The 17,386-nt window shown below is 59.2% G+C and carries 15 protein-coding genes; 13 read left to right on the forward strand and 2 right to left on the reverse strand.

Features of this window, described 5'->3' with window-relative positions; translation table 11 throughout:
- Positions 1–8 precede the first annotated feature (8 nt).
- The 9 genes from HGO38_RS16230 (at position 9) to HGO38_RS16270 (ending at position 8,765) form a co-directional block, all read left to right on the forward strand.
- Complete coding sequence (locus HGO38_RS16230; protein WP_250956941.1) at positions 9–1,559, forward strand: chemotaxis protein CheW; 1,551 nt, start codon at positions 9–11, stop codon at positions 1,557–1,559.
- A gap of 46 nt (positions 1,560–1,605) precedes the next feature.
- The gene (cheB, locus tag HGO38_RS16235; RefSeq protein ID WP_250956942.1) at positions 1,606–2,631 is read left to right on the forward strand and encodes a chemotaxis-specific protein-glutamate methyltransferase CheB; all 1,026 of its coding nucleotides are present in this window, start codon (positions 1,606–1,608) and stop codon (positions 2,629–2,631) included.
- 10 nt (positions 2,632–2,641) lie between these two features.
- Positions 2,642–3,268 carry a HEAT repeat domain-containing protein gene (locus HGO38_RS16240; protein WP_250956943.1) on the forward strand — a complete coding sequence of 209 codons (627 nt, stop codon included), beginning with the start codon at positions 2,642–2,644 and terminating at the stop codon, positions 3,266–3,268.
- On the forward strand, positions 3,269–4,117 hold the full coding sequence (locus HGO38_RS16245) for a CheR family methyltransferase (protein WP_250956944.1): 849 nt from the start codon (positions 3,269–3,271) through the stop codon (positions 4,115–4,117). It abuts the gene before it with no gap.
- On the forward strand, positions 4,114–4,485 hold the full coding sequence (locus HGO38_RS16250) for a response regulator (RefSeq protein WP_250956945.1): 372 nt from the start codon (positions 4,114–4,116) through the stop codon (positions 4,483–4,485). Before HGO38_RS16245 ends, HGO38_RS16250 begins: the two co-directional genes overlap by 4 nt.
- A gap of 5 nt (positions 4,486–4,490) precedes the next feature.
- Positions 4,491–7,202 carry a chemotaxis protein CheA gene (locus tag HGO38_RS16255; protein WP_250956946.1) on the forward strand — a complete coding sequence of 904 codons (2,712 nt, stop codon included), beginning with the start codon at positions 4,491–4,493 and terminating at the stop codon, positions 7,200–7,202.
- Positions 7,202–7,444: a hypothetical protein gene (locus tag HGO38_RS16260; protein WP_250956947.1), complete on the forward strand. Its 243-nt coding sequence runs from the start codon at positions 7,202–7,204 to the stop codon at positions 7,442–7,444. The genes HGO38_RS16255 and HGO38_RS16260 overlap by 1 nt, the downstream gene beginning before the upstream one ends.
- Positions 7,445–7,454: 10 nt before the next feature.
- On the forward strand, positions 7,455–7,820 hold the full coding sequence (locus HGO38_RS16265) for a response regulator (protein WP_250956948.1): 366 nt from the start codon (positions 7,455–7,457) through the stop codon (positions 7,818–7,820).
- Between the two features lie 153 nt (positions 7,821–7,973).
- On the forward strand, positions 7,974–8,765 hold the full coding sequence (locus HGO38_RS16270) for a ParA family protein (RefSeq protein WP_250956949.1): 792 nt from the start codon (positions 7,974–7,976) through the stop codon (positions 8,763–8,765).
- Positions 8,766–8,847: 82 nt separating this feature from the next.
- Here the strand turns inward: HGO38_RS16270 and HGO38_RS16275 are convergent, their stop codons facing one another.
- Together HGO38_RS16275 and HGO38_RS16280 are read right to left on the reverse strand one after the other, a co-directional pair.
- Complete coding sequence (locus HGO38_RS16275; protein ID WP_250956950.1) at positions 8,848–10,668, reverse strand: ABC transporter ATP-binding protein; 1,821 nt, start codon at positions 10,666–10,668, stop codon at positions 8,848–8,850.
- A 564-nt stretch (positions 10,669–11,232) separates the two neighbouring features.
- Positions 11,233–12,693: an FAD/NAD(P)-binding protein gene (locus tag HGO38_RS16280; RefSeq protein WP_250956951.1), complete on the reverse strand. Its 1,461-nt coding sequence runs from the start codon at positions 12,691–12,693 to the stop codon at positions 11,233–11,235.
- A 137-nt stretch (positions 12,694–12,830) separates the two neighbouring features.
- Here HGO38_RS16280 and HGO38_RS16285 point away from each other — a divergent pair, with 137 nt between their 5' ends.
- The 4 genes from HGO38_RS16285 to HGO38_RS16300 all read left to right on the forward strand — a co-directional run bounded on the left by HGO38_RS16285 (position 12,831) and on the right by HGO38_RS16300 (position 17,383).
- A complete protein-coding gene (locus HGO38_RS16285; protein ID WP_250956952.1) occupies positions 12,831–13,370 on the forward strand; it encodes a flavin reductase family protein in 540 nt (179 codons plus the stop codon).
- 785 nt (positions 13,371–14,155) lie between these two features.
- Positions 14,156–15,508 (forward strand): LLM class flavin-dependent oxidoreductase, encoded by a 1,353-nt coding sequence (locus HGO38_RS16290; protein ID WP_250956953.1) that lies wholly within the window; start codon positions 14,156–14,158, stop codon positions 15,506–15,508.
- 8 nt (positions 15,509–15,516) lie between these two features.
- On the forward strand, positions 15,517–16,356 hold the full coding sequence (locus HGO38_RS16295) for an ABC transporter permease (protein ID WP_250956954.1): 840 nt from the start codon (positions 15,517–15,519) through the stop codon (positions 16,354–16,356).
- A gap of 49 nt (positions 16,357–16,405) precedes the next feature.
- Positions 16,406–17,383 carry an ABC transporter substrate-binding protein gene (locus HGO38_RS16300; RefSeq protein WP_250956955.1) on the forward strand — a complete coding sequence of 326 codons (978 nt, stop codon included), beginning with the start codon at positions 16,406–16,408 and terminating at the stop codon, positions 17,381–17,383.
- Positions 17,384–17,386: the final 3 nt, after the last annotated feature.

Below are 17,386 nucleotides of genomic sequence, written 5' to 3' on the forward strand. Positions count from 1 at the left end.
AACGAGCAATGTCCTATGAAGACGCGGCCTTCGACAGCGACGACGCTGGATCGACGGATAAAAATGACAATCAATTTGTGACGTTTTCGGTCGAGGGCGAAATGTTCGCTGCGCCCATGGCTCCGGTCCAGGAGATCATTCGCGTGCCGGAACTGTCACGAGTTCCTCTAGCTCCCGCAAGCCTGCTCGGTCTCGCGAACTTGCGCGGTCGCGTTCTTCCTATCGTCAACCTGCGCCATGTATTCGGCTTGTCGGAGGTTGCCAGTACCGACGCGACGCGTGCCCTGGTCATCAATTTGGGGACTCCGATCGGCTTTGTGGTCGATCGGGTTGCAAGCGTCATTGCGGTCGATGAGGGCAACATTGAATCCGTATCGGGCATCTCATCGTCGATCGATACGGATCTTCTGACGGGCGTCGTCAAGAACTCCACCGGCGAGATGACGATGATACTCGATTTCGGTCGCCTGATTGCAAACGAGTTTTCCTCGGTGGCGCTGGGCGCGAAAGCCATCGTAAGCGGCGGTTCCGAAGACACGATGCATCGCGGCGACGACGATGAGCTACAGGCGAGCGACGAACTGCAACTCGTTTCCTTCACTGTCGATGGTCAGGAATATGCGGCGGAAATTGCCTCCGTTCAGGAGATCGTACAAGTTCCGCCCCGTACGGTCCTGGTGCCAAATACGCCCGGTCATGTGCTGGGCCTGATGACCCTGCGCGAGCGGTTGCTGCCCCTGGTATCATTGCGCGTCATGCTGGGTCTGCCACGGGTCGCTGTCGATGAAACCCAGCGTATCGTGGTTCTGGGCCTTGCAGGCGGCCAGTCCGTCGGTGTGGTCGCGGATTCGGTCGACGAGGTTCTTCGCATCCCTCGCGATCAGGTCGAACTGATGCCATCACTGCTGTCAAAGAGCGGCGGACTTGAGGAGGTTTCCTCGGTCTGCCGGCTCGATGGCGGCAAGCGCCTGGTATCCGTGCTCGACACGACGCGCATGTTCGACAGTTCCGCAATGAAATCGGTGCTTGCTCAGGCAGCCGAGCTGGAGAAAAAAGTGGACGGTTTTGAAGGACAGGACAGCGAAGACCTCGACAGCGTCGAAGACGATGAACAAGTGGTGGTTTTTCTCTTGGGCGATGAAGAGTTTGGTGTGCCGATCGCCGCGGTTCACGAAATCGTTCGGGTACCGGAAAAATTGACCCATGTCCCCAAGGCTCCGCATTTCGTCGAGGGCGTGATCAATCTGCGCGGTGCTGTACTTCCAGTCATCGATCAGCGCCGTCGCCTTGGCTTGGCCGATTTGGAACGCAACGATCGTCAACGCATCATGGTCTATGCGTTCAATAACACACGCACCGGCTTCATCGTCGATGCCGTGACCGAAGTCCTGAAGATTCCGAAGAATGCCATCGAGGAAACGCCCAGTTTGTCGGGCGAACAACAGCGCATTCTCGGCCGGATCGCCAATCTGGAAAGACAGAAGCGCATGATCATGCTTCTCGACCCAGCGGCACTGCTGTCCGATACCGAAGTGGCCAATATCTCGGCGATAGGGTGACGGCTCTATGGGGAAAAAAGTCCTTGTCGTCGACGATTCCGCTTTGATGCGCAAACACATTGGCGGCCTTCTCAAGGATGCCGGCTTCGAAACCTTCCTTGCCCGCAACGGCAAGGAAGCAGTCGAGATGGTCATCGAAGTGAGACCGGACGTCGTGACGCTTGACATCAACATGCCGGAGATGGATGGACTGACCGCGCTGTCACAAATCATGACGGCGCGCCCGACCCCCACCATCATGGTCTCGTCGCTGACGAACAAGGGCGCCCTGGCGACCTTGGAAGCCATGGCCATGGGCGCTGTGGATTATGTCGCCAAACCAAGTGGCACCATATCCCTGTCGATCGATTCCATCGCTGACAGCCTGGTTGCCAAGGTCCAGGCGGCAGCCACGGCGCAGGTCAAGAGTTTGCGCACGCGCGCACAGGTCACGGTTGCGCAGATGCAGCCCAAACCTGTCGCTCTGCGGGCTCCGGGGCCAAGGAAACTGACCTCCACCGCCTTCGGACTGGTGCTGATCGGGGTGTCGACAGGCGGCCCAAGAACGCTTGAGGAAATATTGCCGCTGCTGCCGGCAAGCCTTCCCTGGCCCGTCCTGGTTGTGCAGCACATGCCGGCATCGTTCACAGCGCCGTTCGCGACACGGCTGAACACGCTTTGCCAGCTTCATGTGAAAGAGGCGGCCGCCATCGAGGACATCCAACCAGGCACAGTCTACATCGCCCGCGGCGGATCCGACATGGCGGTGGGGGAGAGGGCCGGCCGGCTTATCATCATCACCAAGCCGGAATCGTCGAAATTTCTGTGGCATCCGTCTGTCGATGTGCTTGTGGCATCGGCGCTTACCTGCGTGCCCCCAGACCGCCTGATCGGCGTCCAACTCACCGGCATGGGTTATGACGGTGCCGAGACGATGGCGGAGCTGAAACGGCGCGGGGGGCGGACTATCGCGGAAAGCGAAGAGACGGCCGTGGTGTTCGGCATGCCCAAAGAACTGATCAGCCGTGGCGGTGCCACGACTGTTCTTCCTTCAGGCAAGATAGCAAGCCATATCGACCGCTGGCTGAGATAGGGAAATCGAAATGCCGCTGATCAAGCCTGCCCGAAGACGCCAACCGCCGGAAACTCCGGCGAGCGACACCCATAGCGTGGGCGACCTCATGCTCATGCTGGAGAGTGACGAGCGCGATATACGACGATCCGCGATTGGCGCCCTTTCCCGTCACCCCGAGGCTGCCCTCGCCCTGTGCCAACAGCTGGAGGTGGAGACGGACGAAGCCATCAGCGAAATGATCGCACTCTCATTGACCAGAATGGGGGGATCCATGGTCGTTGACGGCCTGCTGCCGATGTTGCGATCCGACAATGCAACGTTGCGCAATACAGCTATCGATATCCTCAAAGAACTGCCGACGGAAGTTGCCCCGCATATGGAGGCTCTCCTCGACGACCCTGATCCGGACGTTCGTATCCTCGTCATCAATGTGCTTGAGGCGTTGCGTCACCCCAAAGTTGAGGATTGGCTCATTGCTGTCATCAGCGTCGATGGCCATGTGAACGTCGTTGCCACTGCCCTCGACCTTTTGGGCGAGGTTGGCACCGTTGCCGCCATATCGGCATTGGCCAGCGTCAACAGAAGATTTCCCGATGAACCCTTTATTGCATTTGCGGTGACCAATGCTCTGAAGCAAATACAGAGTGCAGATTAGATGGCGCAACCAGCGATAAGCGAGGCTGACTTTACCAAATTCAGCGAGTTTTTCTATCGGAAAACCGGAATTCTGTTCGACGAATCAAAGCGCTATTTTGTCGATAAACGCCTGATCGACAGGATGGAAGCGACGAGCAGCCAGAATTTCAATTCCTATTTCAGCATGCTTCGATTTCAGGCATCCGGTGCCGAAACCCAGATTTTGACCAATCTTATGACGGTCAACGAAACCTATTTTTTTCGTGAGGCCTATCAGTTTGACTGCCTGGTCAATTCTATGCTGGAGGAAGTCGTTCAGTATAAAGTTCCGGGCGATACCATCCGTATCTGGTCGATCCCCTCTTCGTCTGGCGAAGAGCCTTATTCCATCGTCATTTATCTTCTGGAGCACTGGGCCAAGATCAATCAATTCGATGTCGAGATCATGGCCTCGGACATCGACACGACCATTTTGGAAACGGCGCAGCGCGGCATCTTTGCTCCGCGTTCGGTCCAGAACGTCAGTCGCGAACTGCTCAAGAAATATTTCAAGAAAACGGCAGACGGCAATTGGCAGATCTCCCAGGATTTGCGCGATTCCGTCGATTTTTCGCGGGTCAATCTCGTGGAATCGGCCGATACGCGGCGCTTCAGCAGGATCGACGTCATCTTCTGTCGCAATCTCCTCATCTATTTCGACGACGTCTCGCGCCGTGCCGCAGCCAAGATCTTTTATGACACGATGAGCCCGGGGGCCTTCATCTGCCTTGGGCATTCCGAATCCATGAGCCGGATGTCGAGCCTGTTTGCTGTGCGCAAGTTCAAAGATGCCATCGTTTACCAAAAGCCCTTGAGAGGTCAGGCATGAAACAGGTCCTCATCGTCGATGATGCTGCCACCGTTCGCATGTATCACCGGAAATTGCTCCAGGAGGCAGGATATGGCGTCGACGAAGCCATCAACGGCATAGAGGCGATCGAGAAAGCCCTGTCAAAACAGTATGATTTGCTCGTCGTGGACGTCAACATGCCGAAGATGAATGGATACGCATTCCTGCGTGAGATCAGGTCGAAAGCTGACCTTTATCAGGCTCCCGCCATCATGGTCTCGACGGAGGCCGAGGAGAAGGATCGTCAGGCTGCTTTTCTGGCCGGTGCAAATTTCTATTTGGTCAAGCCGACCAAACCAGGTGAACTCCTGGATTCGGCCAGACTGTTGACGGGAGGTGCGATATGAACCCTTTGCTGCAGCAGTTTCTGACGGAAGGCCGGGACTTCCTCGAGCAGATCGGCCAGAAGCTATTGGTTCTGGAAGAGTCTCCCGGGGATGAGGCGGCCGTCGGTGAGTTGTTCCGTTTCGTGCATACGCTCAAGGGCAATTCCGGGCTGTTCGATCTGCCGATCCTGACGCGCGTCGTGCACGCAGCGGAGGACCTGCTCGACCGCGTGCGTGACCACGAACTGACCGTCACGCCCGAACTGACGGATGATCTACTTTCCGCGACCGATTTCGTGGGGCAATTGCTGGATGAGATCGAGGACAGCGCCAGCATTCCGGACACTTATCTGCCTGAGGCCACGGACCTGATCGAACGCCTGCGCAGCCTTCTGCCCGAACGTGAGGATTTCGACGACGAGGTCAGCGTTCCAGCCGCCATGCCGGCGCCCGGCAACTGGCTCTGGCTGGCGCGCGTGGCCGAAGAGCAGCGCCTCAATACGATTGCCCAAGCCACCGCTGGACGCGCCATCTGGGCCGTGTATTACCTGCCCGAGCAGCAATGCTTCTTCAAGGGCGAAGATCCCCTTCTGCTGCTCAAGCATCTTCCGGGCCTGGCCGGTTTTTCCATTCGTGCGGCACAGCCCTGGGCTGCGCTGGATGAACTGGATATCTATGCAGCCAATATCGAGATCGATGCGCTGAGCACGGCAAGCCGCGGAGAACTGGACGAGCATCTTCGCTACGTGCCCGAGCAGGTTGTGGTGTATGAGCTTCCCCTTTTCGCCTTGGCCATTGCCGAGGGAGAGGCGAGCGATGTGCCCGGCGTCTACGGCGATTTCCTCGAAAAGGCCACCGACTGCCTGGCGCACAACGATCTGGTCGGCTTGCGGGCCTCCATCGATGCGATGCTGGACATGCTCAACCCTTCGCTATGGATTTCGTCTGCGCTGCGGTGGAGTTTGCGCCTTCAGGAGCTTGGCTTTGACGCCGCAGTCTTGCGGTTCCATCTTGAGGCCACAGCCCGGCGAACGGTGCCGGATTGGTATCAGTTTCACATGTTGCAGGGGGCTTCGGCCCATTCCCCGGTTCAGCCAGTCCTTCCGGAAGCCGCCGCCGCGGCGACAGTACCGGCCTGGAACCTGACGGGCGAGGAACTTGGTCTTTGGGACAGAATTTTCGAGACACAGCGCATGGTGCTGGCCATACCTTCCACGTCGTCCCATCGCGCCGGCCGTCTGGCATCGGTCTATAATACGCTGAGCAGTCTCCTGACCGTGAAGGGCGACATCGCTGCCTGCGAAGCACTTGAGATTGCTGCTGCTGCTGCAACCAGGGAGCAGAGCGTCGATCCGTTGCTGGAATTTCTTGATGCCCGCACGCCGATTGTCGTGCAGAACGTGGCTCAGCACGTCGAAATCCCCGACGCCGTGGTCGAAGATGCTATTGCGCCGATGGTTGTGGAGCTTTCCGCGCAGCGTCAGGTCCTGCAGCAGGATCGTCGTGTCGGCGAAGTCGGGATGGAGAGTGTTCGCCGCGTCGCCGACGGGTCGACTGACAAGGGCGTACGGATCCTCAAGGTGCCTCAGCAAAAGGTTGACCGGCTGATGGATCTGATCGGTGAAATGGTCGTGGCAAAAAATGCGCTGCCTTATCTCGCGACGCGCGCCGAGGATCTGTTCGGCTCACGGGAGCTCGGCCGCGAGATCAAGTCTCAATATGCCATCATCAACCGTATCGCGGAGGAGATGCAGGACGGCATCATGCAGGTGCGCATGCTGCCGGTCGATGCCATATTCCAGCGATTTCCGCGCCTGGTGCGCGATGTGGCAAAACAACTGGGCAAGAAGGTGCGCCTGGTCGTCGAAGGGGAAGACACCGAAGCCGACAAGAATATCATCGAGTCCCTCGGTGACCCGATGATTCACATTCTTCGCAACAGCCTGGACCACGGCATAGAAATGCCCGACGTTCGCCTGGATCACGGGAAGGCGGAAGAAGGCCGGCTGACCGTGCGCGCCAGCCAGGAAGGCGATCGCGTTGTGATCGAGATCGAGGATGACGGCAAAGGCATTGACCCTGATGTGGTCAAGCGTAAAGCCTTTGAAAAAGGTCTCATCGACGAACAGCGTCTGGATACGATTTCCGATGTCGATGCCGTGCAACTGGTTTTCGCCGCGGGATTTTCGACCGCCGAAACAGTCTCCAGTCTGTCGGGTCGCGGCGTTGGAATGGATGTTGTGAGGAGCAGCCTCGAAAAGGTCGGCGGCCAGGTCTGGTTGACCAGTGAAAAGGGAAAGGGAACGAAAATTGTCCTATCCCTGCCTTTGTCGATGAGCGTTTCCAACGTCATGATGGTTGAGGTCGACGGGCAGAATTTCGGTGTGCCGATGGACGTGGTCGTTGAAACCGTCAGAATCAATGAACGCGATATCCATGCATTCAAACAGAGGCGCACCGCCGTGCTGCGCGGACGTATCGTGCCGCTCTATAGCACTGACGAATTGTTGTCGTGCCGGAATCCGCCTCGGCCCAACGCCGATGGAGAATATGCCGTATTGGTGGCGCGCGTTCACGGTGAAACAGTCGGCATCCTTGTCGATGGTTTCGCTCAGACGATCGATGTCATCTTGAAACCGCTCGAAGGACCGCTCGCGGCGCTTCCAGGCTTTGCCGGAAGTGCGCTTCTGGGAAACGGTGGAGTTCTCTTGGTTCTCAATCTTAAGGACCTGATCTGATGCCAGCCAAATTCGACACGACGAAGGCCGAACTATACGAGAATTGCACCGTGGAGGACGCTGAACCCATTTTTGATTGGCTGCGCAAGACGGCAGCCGGCGTGCTTGATGTTGCCCATGTTACGCATCTCCACACCGCCGTGCTGCAGACGATCATGGCCACAGGAAACACCGTTGGCGGGTTGCCGGCCGACCATTTTGTTGCCGAGTGCATACGCCAAGCCAAACTGTCTCAGATTTAGGAACATACGCATGAAAACGATATTGGTTGTCGATGATTCCGAGCTGGTCCGCTGGGTATTGAAGACTGCTCTGGAGGGCGAAGGCTTCAAGGTGGAGTTGGCGGAGGACGGTGCCAAGGCCGTGGACATGGTGACGAAAGGCTTGAAGCCTGATCTGATCATCACCGACGTCAATATGCCGAACATGGATGGACTGGGGCTCATTGCCAACCTGCGGCCGTTGCTCCGCTTCACACCGATACTGGTTGTTTCAACCGAAAGCCAGGCAAGCAAACGCGACGAGGCCAAAAAGCTGGGCGCAACCGGTTGGCTGACAAAACCGGTCAACCCCGAGGATCTTCTTAAAGTTGTCCGACGGATCCTGCCAGGAAGCTAAGGCCATGAGTTTCGCAATGACCTGTATCTTCACTTTCGACCTGCATCAGGTCATGACCTTCGGGACGTATCAGTTGTCCGACTGCCGTTCTGTCAGAAATTTTCCCATTTCAGGTTGCTCGCCAGATCCAGTCATCCGACAGGCTGGCGCCCGATGACCCCATTTGTGATGGCCGTTGCAAACAGGAAAGGCGGAACCGGCAAGACGACGACGGCTGTCAATCTGGCTGTCGGCTTTGCAAGACGTGGTGTGAGAACGCTCCTGGTGGATCTGGATACGCAGGGCCATGCGGGGATCGGGTTGGGGGTGGTCGCAGCCAGAGATCAGCCAACAGCCCATGACATTTATACGATTGGTCCTGAAGCACTGAGCCGTGCAATTCGCCCCACGCATAATCCGTATCTCGATATTGCGCCCGCACACATGCAAATGCTTCATCCAGGGCAGGGGGTTCCACCTGGCCTTCTGGCAGAAGCGATTGCCCTGAGCGGCGAAAAGCGAGACTATCAGCTTGTCATTGTTGATACCCCGCCATCGCTCGATGCCTTGATGGTCACGGCCCTGGCTGCAGCGCATGGCGTGATTATCCCGTTCCTGCCCCATCCGCTGTCGGCCGAAGGTGTGCAGCAGTTTGCCAAGGTTTTTTTCAGTGTTCGCCTTTCCAACAATCCGGCGCTTAAGTTTTTTGCCCTGACGCCCGTGCAGGCCAATCTCAATGTACTGATCCACAAGAACATCATCGAGCAGTTGCGCAATCAATACGGTGCCGGCCGTCTGACTGTTCCGATTCGAACCGATATCAAGGTTGCTGAAGCCTTTGCGTTTCAGCAATCTGTACTGGATTATGCCCCAACCAGTCGCGGCGCGCGTGACTATGATTTGCTGACAGAGGAAATCGGCAGAAGCTGGAGCATTCTGGAGGCCAATACACCCCCGCTGGAATGAAGCTCGGATATTGCCCCTACATGATCGGCTCGCCGGTCGTGGCGAGCCGATGCTGCGGGAGGGGGCTGCCGGTCGATTCGTGTCAGCCGATCAGCCCCTCGCTCGTGATGCCCTTCGTCAGTTCCAGCGCTTGGCGCTCGAACAGTCCGCGGTAGATCCCGCTTTTGCGCCGGATAAGGCTGGCATGGGTGCCTTCCTCGGCGATCTGTCCGTGTTCAAAGACCAGCAGCCGATCGAGCGCGCGCACCGTCGACAGTCTGTGCGCGACGACGAGCGTCGTGCGTCCCTCCATCAGCCTCTCCATTGCCTGCTGGATGAGCATCTCCGATTCCGAATCGAGACTTGAGGTCGCCTCGTCGAGGATCAGGATCGGCGCATCGGCCAGGAATGCGCGGGCGATGGCGATGCGTTGCCGTTCGCCGCCGGACAGCTTGATGCCGCGTTCGCCGACAAGCGTTGCATAGCCCTTTGGCAGCGCCTCGATGAAATCATGGGCGCTGGCAAGCCGCGCCGCCGTCTTGATCTCCGATAGCGTGGCCGTCGGCCTGGCATAGGCGATGTTTTCCGCCAGTGAGCGGTGAAACAGGATGGGTTCCTGCTGCACAATGGCGATCTGGCGGCGAAGAGAGGTCTGCGCCACCTGGGAAATATCCTGCCCGTCGATCGAGACCGTGCCGTGGTTGACGTCATGCAGGCGCTGGATCAGCTTGATGAAGGTCGTCTTTCCAGAGCCGGAATGGCCGACGAGGCCAACCCGCTCGCCCGGCTTGATGGTGACCGAGAAATCCTTGTAGAGCGGCGCACGGTGATTGCCGTAGTGAAAGGTGACATGATCGAAGGTGATCAGGCCGGCCTTCACATGGAGAGCCGGCGCGCCGGGAATGTCCTCCACGCCCAAAGGCTGCGCATGGATGGTGACGAGTTCCTCCATGTCGTTGACCGAGCGCTGCAGGTTGCGGATATGCATGCCGATTTCACGCAGATAGCCCTGGAGGATGAAAAAGGCGGTCAGGACGAAGGTGATGTCGCCCGCATTGGCCTTGCCGTTGGCCCAGAGCCAAAGGGCAAGGCCCAGGACGCAGCCGCGCAACAGGCTGAGCAGCGCATTCTGCGAGGTGCCGTTCAGGGTGCTCCGCATCCAGGTCCGCCCTGTGCGATCCCGCCACTTGCGGGTGACCGATGACAGACGATCGTCCTCCCGGTCTTCAGCGCCAAAGGCCTTAACGACGGCATTGCAGGTCACCGCATCGGCGAGCGCGCCGCCAAGGCGTGTATCCCAGCTATTGGCCATGCTGGCCATGGGCGCCACATAGCGCAAGGCCATGGTGGCGGTGAAGGCGATGAAGAATACGGACCCGGCACCGACCAGCAATCCCATCATCGGCCAATACCATGTCATCAGGATGGTCGAGCCGATGAGCATCACCAGCGATGGGAAAAGTGCGACGAAGACGGTGTCGTTGAGCAGGTCGAGTGCCCACATGCCGCGCGTCACCTTGCGAACGGTGGAGCCGGCAAAGCTGTTGGCGTGCCAATCGCTCGAAAAGCGCTGGATATGGAAGAAGGAGTTCGCCGCGATCTCCGCCATCGACTTCAGCGTGAAGCCGATGATGACGGTGAAGGTGGCATGCCGCAGGATGACGGCGCCGACCGACAGTGCCATCAGCCAACAAAAGGCGTTGAAGGCATTGTTCCAGTTTGCCGCGTCGCTGGCGGGGCCGGATACCACGGCATCGACAAGCCGGCCGGAGAACAGGGGCGTGAGCACATCCGCAAGGGTGGACAGCATTGCTGTGAACAACATGAAGGAGGCGCGGCCCGGCTGATGCTTCCAATGAGCCCAGCAATAGAGGAAAACGCTGCGAAAAGCACCGCCGCGGCGGGATTTGAAACCAAGAGCCATTGATGTATCCGGCTTTCGCCGGCTCCGTCATAAGGAAAAAAATGTCCGCGCAAAACCGCGCGAAATGGTTTGGTGAGGAACGATCGACGGAAAGGTTGGCGCGAGCCGATCAGGTTCTGTCGCGTTGGGAAACGCTGCCGGCTTTAGGCAATCTGTGCGCAAGCCACTGGGGAGTTTGAAAAAACAGCCATCGAAAACTCCCTAGAACCGTGTTGATGATGATCAATCCTAGATCGGTTCGGCGCGCAGGCCAAGTCACGCCCGGAGCAATTTTCGGCTAAGCCTTGAGATGCGGCATATCTGCAACATCACCAGGTTGGCCGTTCGTATCGTCTCAAGGCGATGGCGACTGACGTCCAATCCGATGCGGCGTTTGTTTCCGCACCGGCTTGGACGATGTGGACGGGCTCCTGCCCCGGCGCGTGAAGTGTGCTATGAAGCGGTTGTTAGGCGCCGTAAGGAGAGCCTGCCACCTCATCGGGCCCATGTAATTCCCGCTAAGCGCCTTCACCATTACGACCATCTACCGCCGTTCATCGTTCATCTAATAGCAGGCGCCACCCCTCACTCCGATGGGCTGATGACGATGGTCCTCGTCTCGCGTGCGCAACAGCGGATGATCCTGTCCACCATATTCGCAGCCTGGGTCGCAATCTCGGGCACGCCGGTGAGTTCGCCCAGCGCGGCGCGGGCGGGTGGACCTGCGACGAAGAGGGTGGCTTGCGGGGTTCCTGCGACGGTGAGTGATCGGCCTGCCGTGTCGCAGGCCAGGCCCAGACCGAGCGGGTCCGACTGGATCAAGCCTTCTCTTTGCATTGCCAGCAAAAACCTCTGGTGCGCTGCATAGTCCCGGTATTCCGGCCCTGTGGCCAGAAGGATGTGGCGACAGCGAACCGAAGCCTCTCCGGTGCAGGTTTCGATTGCCGCCAGCAGGTCGTCACCATCTCGAATGATGGATGCAAGATCGCCCTGCTCCACCATGACGCGGCCTGTGTCGAGTCCCATTGCCAGAATCGCGGCGGCCTGCGGCGGCATGCGGTAGCGGTGGACGTCGTACCAGCGGCGAAGGCGTCGCAGAAATTTCTGCCGCTCGCGCATGGGCAGACCCTGCCATAGCTCCTGCGCATGCTGACGCACGGCATCGAAAACGGATTGCCAGGGAATGCCCTGCGCTTCCGCATCTGCGATTGTTGCTCGCACCTCCGCCAGAAGCTTTCTGGCGGAGGTGAGGTCGGCGCCGCGAAAGTCACCGAACGGGGAAAAGCCTCCGCCGGCATGGGGTCTCGGCATCAGGCCGGAACGAGAAAGAAGCGTGATCTCCCCATCGTGGCCCAGCGCGTCCAGACGGGTGAGTGCATCGAGAGCGGTAAGGCCTGAACCGACGATCAGGATCGCATCGGATTTGCCGATGCCATGGAACGCTTTCGGGGCAAAGACATCGCTCACCCGGACGGCCGTAAGAGGATCGAGCCGGTCGATCACGTTTGGCCGCGAAGCGGGAGGATGCCCTGTGGCGAGAATCAGGATGTCGGCGAGGATCACAGCGCCGCTGGAGCCAGTGATTTGCCACTGCTCGTTCTGGCGATCGACGGCCCGAACGGTCTGCTGAACGTGGTGGATCGCGCCATTGTCTAGGTGAGGCACAAGTTGTGCCTGCATGAAGCGCCCAAAGTCCCTGCGGCGGGCGAAGATGCCTTCCGGTGTCAGCGCCTGCGGATCGACGGTGAGTGTTCCGCTGGTCTGCAACCAGTCGAGAAAGGCTGTCGGGGCGCCTGGAATCGCGCGCATTCTATGGGCTGCGACGTTAAGGCGGACATCGGCGTCCTCGACATCATAGGCAAGGCCACCCCCCAGATGCTCCCGAGGTTCGAAGACGGTGACCTCTTCGATGTGGCGCGGCCCGCGCTCGACCAGAAGCTTGGCAATGATGGCACCCGTATATCCGCCGCCGATGATCGCGACGCTGGAGGCGGGGCGTTTCGTTTGCGCCTGCTGTCTCGGCGAGGACATCCTGATCTTCAACATCGCAGTCTTCCTTCCGGTTCCGGGACAGAGTCGAACATATTTTCTATAAAATATATTGATATTAAAAACCCTTGTCTACTGCGTGAGTTCTCCGGCTGTTATCCATTCCTTAGATGCAGTCTGTACGGAGAGGTAAGATGAACGTTTTTATCGCGAGCGAGTTCAGTGAGAGCCGCAATCGCCCTGTGTCAGATCGTCCTGCCGACGCGGCTAGTTTGAAGGAAGCGTTGAGAACGCTGGGCGGCGGTGTCAGTGTGATCACGGCAGGTGAGGGCGCAGAACGCTCTGGAGCAACGGTCACGTCCGCCACCGCATTGTCTGTCGATCCTCCGCGCATGCTGGTGTCGCTCAACAGATCCTCCTCCACCTGGCCTGTTGTCGAGCGCTTTCGCCATTTCGCGGTCAATGTGATTGGTGCCGACCATCAGGAGGTCGCAAACCGGTTTGCGGGCGTCGGGGGATTGAAAGGGCCGGAGCGCTATGTCGGGGCCGAATGGACGAGGCTTGCCAGCGGAGCGCCAGTCCTGGAAGATGCGGTTGCAGCACTCGACTGCGAGGTCGAAGAGGCAATCGAGCGACATAGCCATATCATCTTGATTGGCCGAGTGCTTTCGATACGCCTCGGCGGTGGCAGTTCACTGCTGTATCAGAATGGCAAATACCACGCGGTGACGTGACATCTGTCCTTGTGGAGGAGAGCCTGCTTGAGGGTCTCGACAGCTGATCGATTGCGACCCGTGCCGCCTGTTCTGACAAGGGAGGGCAATATCTTGGCCGCATTCGATCGCTTGGGAACGTTGGCGACCCGTCGCAATCCAGGCCAGGCATCCATTCTGCCCGCAAGCGGGCTCCTCGCCATGTCTATTCCCGCGAGCTTCGGTGGAGCGGATATATCGAACCTGATCGTTGCAGAGACCGTCAGCCGGCTCGTGACGTGGAACACCGCAGCGGCCGAGCGACTGCTCCGGTATCTTGTCGCCTTGGACCTCGCCATCCAACGCGGAGGCTCTGCACCGCCGGGGCTGCTTCGGTCGGGTCTGGCCGTCGCTCTGGAGCATGTGGACCGGATCTCGCGATCACTTCGGCTGACTGGAAAGTCGTAAGAGCATCTCGCACCGGTTCTGAACCGGTCGCCGCCATCCTGGGCCACGCGCGGCTGTCATTGCGCGACGAACACGCCACGTCGGATCTGACGGTCCACCCTGACTTTAGTCTGTCCGCGGAGAAATGCAGAAAGTCTCGCGCGTCTCATTTTCATGAACGAAGCGTTCAAGCCATTTCCGGGTCAGAGACAGCCAACGCCCTCAGCCGTGTCCCGTCGTCGTCGGAGATGCCTCACACAGGCCCGAGATTCGCAAATTCATTTGCCGTCCTGCTGAATCTTCGCAATTCTATTTCTATATATAAATTATAGACAATATAGACTTAACTCATTCAATCATCGACTGTGAGAGGACCAGCCATGACACGCAAGATCAGACTAGGAGCATTCCTTCCCGGTGGCGGACAGCACATCGCCTCCTGGCGGCATCCGGATCAGCCGGTCGACGGTGCTGTCAGCCTCGAGTTTCACAAGCAACTGGCGCAAACGGCGGAGCGCGGCCTATTCGACGCCTACTTCCTGGCTGACAATCTTGCCATCGGTTACGGCAGCGCGCGAGAAGGTGGCAATGCGCGCGTGGCAGGCTTCGAGCCGGTGACGCTCTTTTCGGCGCTCGCACCCTTCACCACTCATCTCGGCTTCATTGCGACAGCATCGACGACCTACGAAGAACCTTACACCACCGCCCGCAAATTCGCGTCGCTCGATCTGATCTCCGATGGTCGCGCCGGCTGGAATGTCGTCACCACGACGGGCGATGCCACCGCCCAGAACTTCAACCGCGACACGCAACTGCCTCATGCCGATCGCTACAAGCGCGCCGCCGAATATGTCGAGGTGGTGAAAAAGCTGTGGGACAGTTTCGAGGACGATGCCTTTATCCGCGACAAGCAGACCGGCGTCTTCTTCGATCAGACCAAGCTGCACGATACCAACCACAAGGGCGAGCACTTCAAGGTCAAGGGACCTCTGAACGTCTCTCGCTCGCGCCAGGGGCATCCGGTGATCGTCCAGGCGGGCCAGTCCGACGACGGGCGCGGTCTTGCAGCAGCAACGGCAGAAGTGATCTTCACCGCGCACCAGCACATCGAGACAGCCCAAGAATTCTACCGCGACATCAAGAACCGTGCCCGTGGCCTTGGGCGTAATCCCGATCACATCCTGATCATGCCCGGCGTCTCGCCCTTTGTCGGTCGCACCGAAGAGGAAGCGCGCGAGAAATACGATCGCCTGACCTCGCTCATCCTGGAAGAAGACGGCATCGGTCTGCTGAACGGCCTGACAGGTGGCACGCTCGATCTCAGGGGTTACGATCTTGATGGTCCGCTTCCGCCTGCTCCGCCAACGGAAGGCATGAAGAGCCGCCAGGCGCTGATCCGCCAGATTGCCGACGAGAACAATTTCTCGATCCGTCAGCTCTACGAATGGGTCGCTTCGGCCCGCGGGCACTTCACCATCGTTGGAACGGCCGGGCAGATCGCCGACACCCTGCAGCAATGGTTCGAGAGCGAAGCGGCGGACGGCTTCAACATTCTGCCGCCATGGTTGCCGACAGGACTCGACGACTTTGTCGACCTGGTCATTCCCGAACTGCAGCGCCGCGGCCTGTTCCGCACTGATTATGAGGGCCGGACGCTCCGCGAAAACCTCGGCTTGCCGTTCCCCATTAACCGCTACGCCGCCGACCGCTCGGTCGTGCAGGCTGCCGAGTGAGGTCCGCCATGTCCTATGAAGATATCCATCACGGAAAGGCCTATGGCCTCGACCTCTCGCCTGATGCGGTTCATGAGCCGCGTTGGCTCAACCAGGCGACAGCGGCAATCACGCCGTTTCTGTCGCGCTACGGTCTCGTCATCGCCTTCCTGGCTCTCTGGCAGGCGTCATCCACCTTCGGATGGGTGAACGCATCCATCTTTCCGCCGCTCGACCAGATCCTTAGCGCCCTGTGGACCGCGATCGCCTCGGGTGCTTTCGTCGACGACATCGCCATTAGCCTGCAGCGATCGGGCATAGCCTTCGTCGCTGCCGTCGGGCTCGGCGTTCCGCTTGGTCTCTTCATGGGGCAGGTCAGGGCGGTCGAGCGGGCGCTCGATCCTCTCCTGCAGTTTTTTCGCCAGACCTCGGCGCTGGCCCTCTATCCCGTTTTCATCCTTCTGCTCGGTCTGGGCGAGACATCCAAGGTCTTCGTCATCTTCTGGGCGACGCTCTTCCCGATCCTGTTGTCGACCATTGGTGGCGTCAAAGAGGTGGATCGCAAACTGATCGAGATGGCCCGCACCTATGGTGCCGGGTCGCTGCAGATCTTCCGCCGGGTGGTTCTGCCGGCCTCCGTTCCCGCCATTTTCGTCGGCTTGCGCCTCTCTGCGACGACGGCGCTGCTGCTGCTGATCGCGGCCGAGATGATCGGCGCCAACAAGGGCATCGGCTTCCAGGTGATGAATGCCCAGTACAACTTCCAGATCCCGCTGATGTTCGCAGCCATTCTGCTTCTGGCGCTGCTCGGTCTCGCCGCCAATGCCGCCCTCGTCCTGCTGCAGCGACGTCTCTGCCGCTGGGCCTGAGCCGACATCTCATTCGTCCCTCATCTCTCGTCATTCAAAGGAAACTCGCATGACATTCCATCCTCGTAAGCTCGCCCTCTCCGCGGCCCTCGCATTCACCCTGTCGGGCTCGGCCTTTGCCGCCGAGGAGGTCAAGTTCCGGTATCTCGCCAGCCAGGGCGGACTGTCCGCCCATGAACTTGCCGCCGAGCTCGGATACTTCGATGGCACCGGCATCACCATCGAGAACGTCGGCTACGCCACGGGCGGTCCGGCCTCGCTCATTGCGCTCGCTTCGGGCGATGTCGAAATCGGCAGTGCCGCCACATCTGCCGTGCTGAATTCGATCATCGGCGGCAACGACTTCGTCGCCGCCTATCCGTCGAACGGCATCAATGACGAGGTCCAGTCGATCTTCTACGTGCTGGAAGACAGCCCGATCCGCGACATCAAGGACATTGCCGGAAAGAGCATCGCGGTAAACACGCTCGGCGCCCATCTCGATTACACGATCCGGGAAGCGCTGCACTCCGTCGGTTTGCCCACGGACGCCGCCAACCAGATCGTCGTGCCGGGCCCGCAGCTCGAACAGGTCCTGCGCTCGGGCCAGGTGGACGTGTCGGCCTTCGGCTACTGGCAGACGACCTTCGAGGGTGCGGCCAAACAGAAAGGCGGCCTGCGCGCGATCTTCGACGACACCGATGTTCTCGGCGAAATCGCCGGTGGCTTCATCGTCCTGCGACGCGACTTCATCGAAAAACATCCCGAGGCGGCAAAGACCTTCGTCGAGCAGTCCGAACGAGCCCTCGACTACGCGCGCGAACATCCAGAGGAAACCAGGGCGATCTTCGCCAAGGCGCTGGCCGAACGCGGCGAGAACGCCGACATCGCCCGGTACTTCCGGGGGTATGGTGTCCGTCCGGGCGGCAAGGCCGTCGAGCGCGATCTGCAGTTCTGGATCGATGTCCTGGTGCGCGAGGGCAAGCTGAAGGAAGGCCAACTGTCGACCGACGACATTCTCTATTCCTCCGAGACGGCGAGCAACTGATCC

The sequence above is a fragment of the Rhizobium sp. CG5 genome, assembly GCF_023701945.1.
In the GTDB taxonomy this organism is placed as follows: Bacteria; Pseudomonadota; Alphaproteobacteria; order Rhizobiales; family Rhizobiaceae; genus Allorhizobium.

Coding starts and splice junctions, on each gene's coding strand:
- HGO38_RS16245 (WP_250956944.1), top strand. CDS start 3,269: ATGGCGCAACCAGCGATAAGCGAGGCTGACTTTACCAAATTCAGCGAG.
- HGO38_RS16230 (WP_250956941.1), top strand. CDS start 9: ATGTCCTATGAAGACGCGGCCTTCGACAGCGACGACGCTGGATCGACG.
- cheB (WP_250956942.1), top strand. CDS start 1,606: ATGCGCAAACACATTGGCGGCCTTCTCAAGGATGCCGGCTTCGAAACC.
- HGO38_RS16250 (WP_250956945.1), top strand. CDS start 4,114: ATGAAACAGGTCCTCATCGTCGATGATGCTGCCACCGTTCGCATGTAT.
- HGO38_RS16300 (WP_250956955.1), top strand. CDS start 16,406: ATGACATTCCATCCTCGTAAGCTCGCCCTCTCCGCGGCCCTCGCATTC.
- HGO38_RS16285 (WP_250956952.1), top strand. CDS start 12,831: ATGAACGTTTTTATCGCGAGCGAGTTCAGTGAGAGCCGCAATCGCCCT.
- HGO38_RS16280 (WP_250956951.1), bottom strand. CDS start 12,693: ATGTTGAAGATCAGGATGTCCTCGCCGAGACAGCAGGCGCAAACGAAA.
- HGO38_RS16295 (WP_250956954.1), top strand. CDS start 15,517: ATGTCCTATGAAGATATCCATCACGGAAAGGCCTATGGCCTCGACCTC.
- HGO38_RS16290 (WP_250956953.1), top strand. CDS start 14,156: ATGACACGCAAGATCAGACTAGGAGCATTCCTTCCCGGTGGCGGACAG.
- HGO38_RS16260 (WP_250956947.1), top strand. CDS start 7,202: ATGCCAGCCAAATTCGACACGACGAAGGCCGAACTATACGAGAATTGC.
- HGO38_RS16265 (WP_250956948.1), top strand. CDS start 7,455: ATGAAAACGATATTGGTTGTCGATGATTCCGAGCTGGTCCGCTGGGTA.
- HGO38_RS16275 (WP_250956950.1), bottom strand. CDS start 10,668: ATGGCTCTTGGTTTCAAATCCCGCCGCGGCGGTGCTTTTCGCAGCGTT.
- HGO38_RS16240 (WP_250956943.1), top strand. CDS start 2,642: ATGCCGCTGATCAAGCCTGCCCGAAGACGCCAACCGCCGGAAACTCCG.
- HGO38_RS16270 (WP_250956949.1), top strand. CDS start 7,974: ATGACCCCATTTGTGATGGCCGTTGCAAACAGGAAAGGCGGAACCGGC.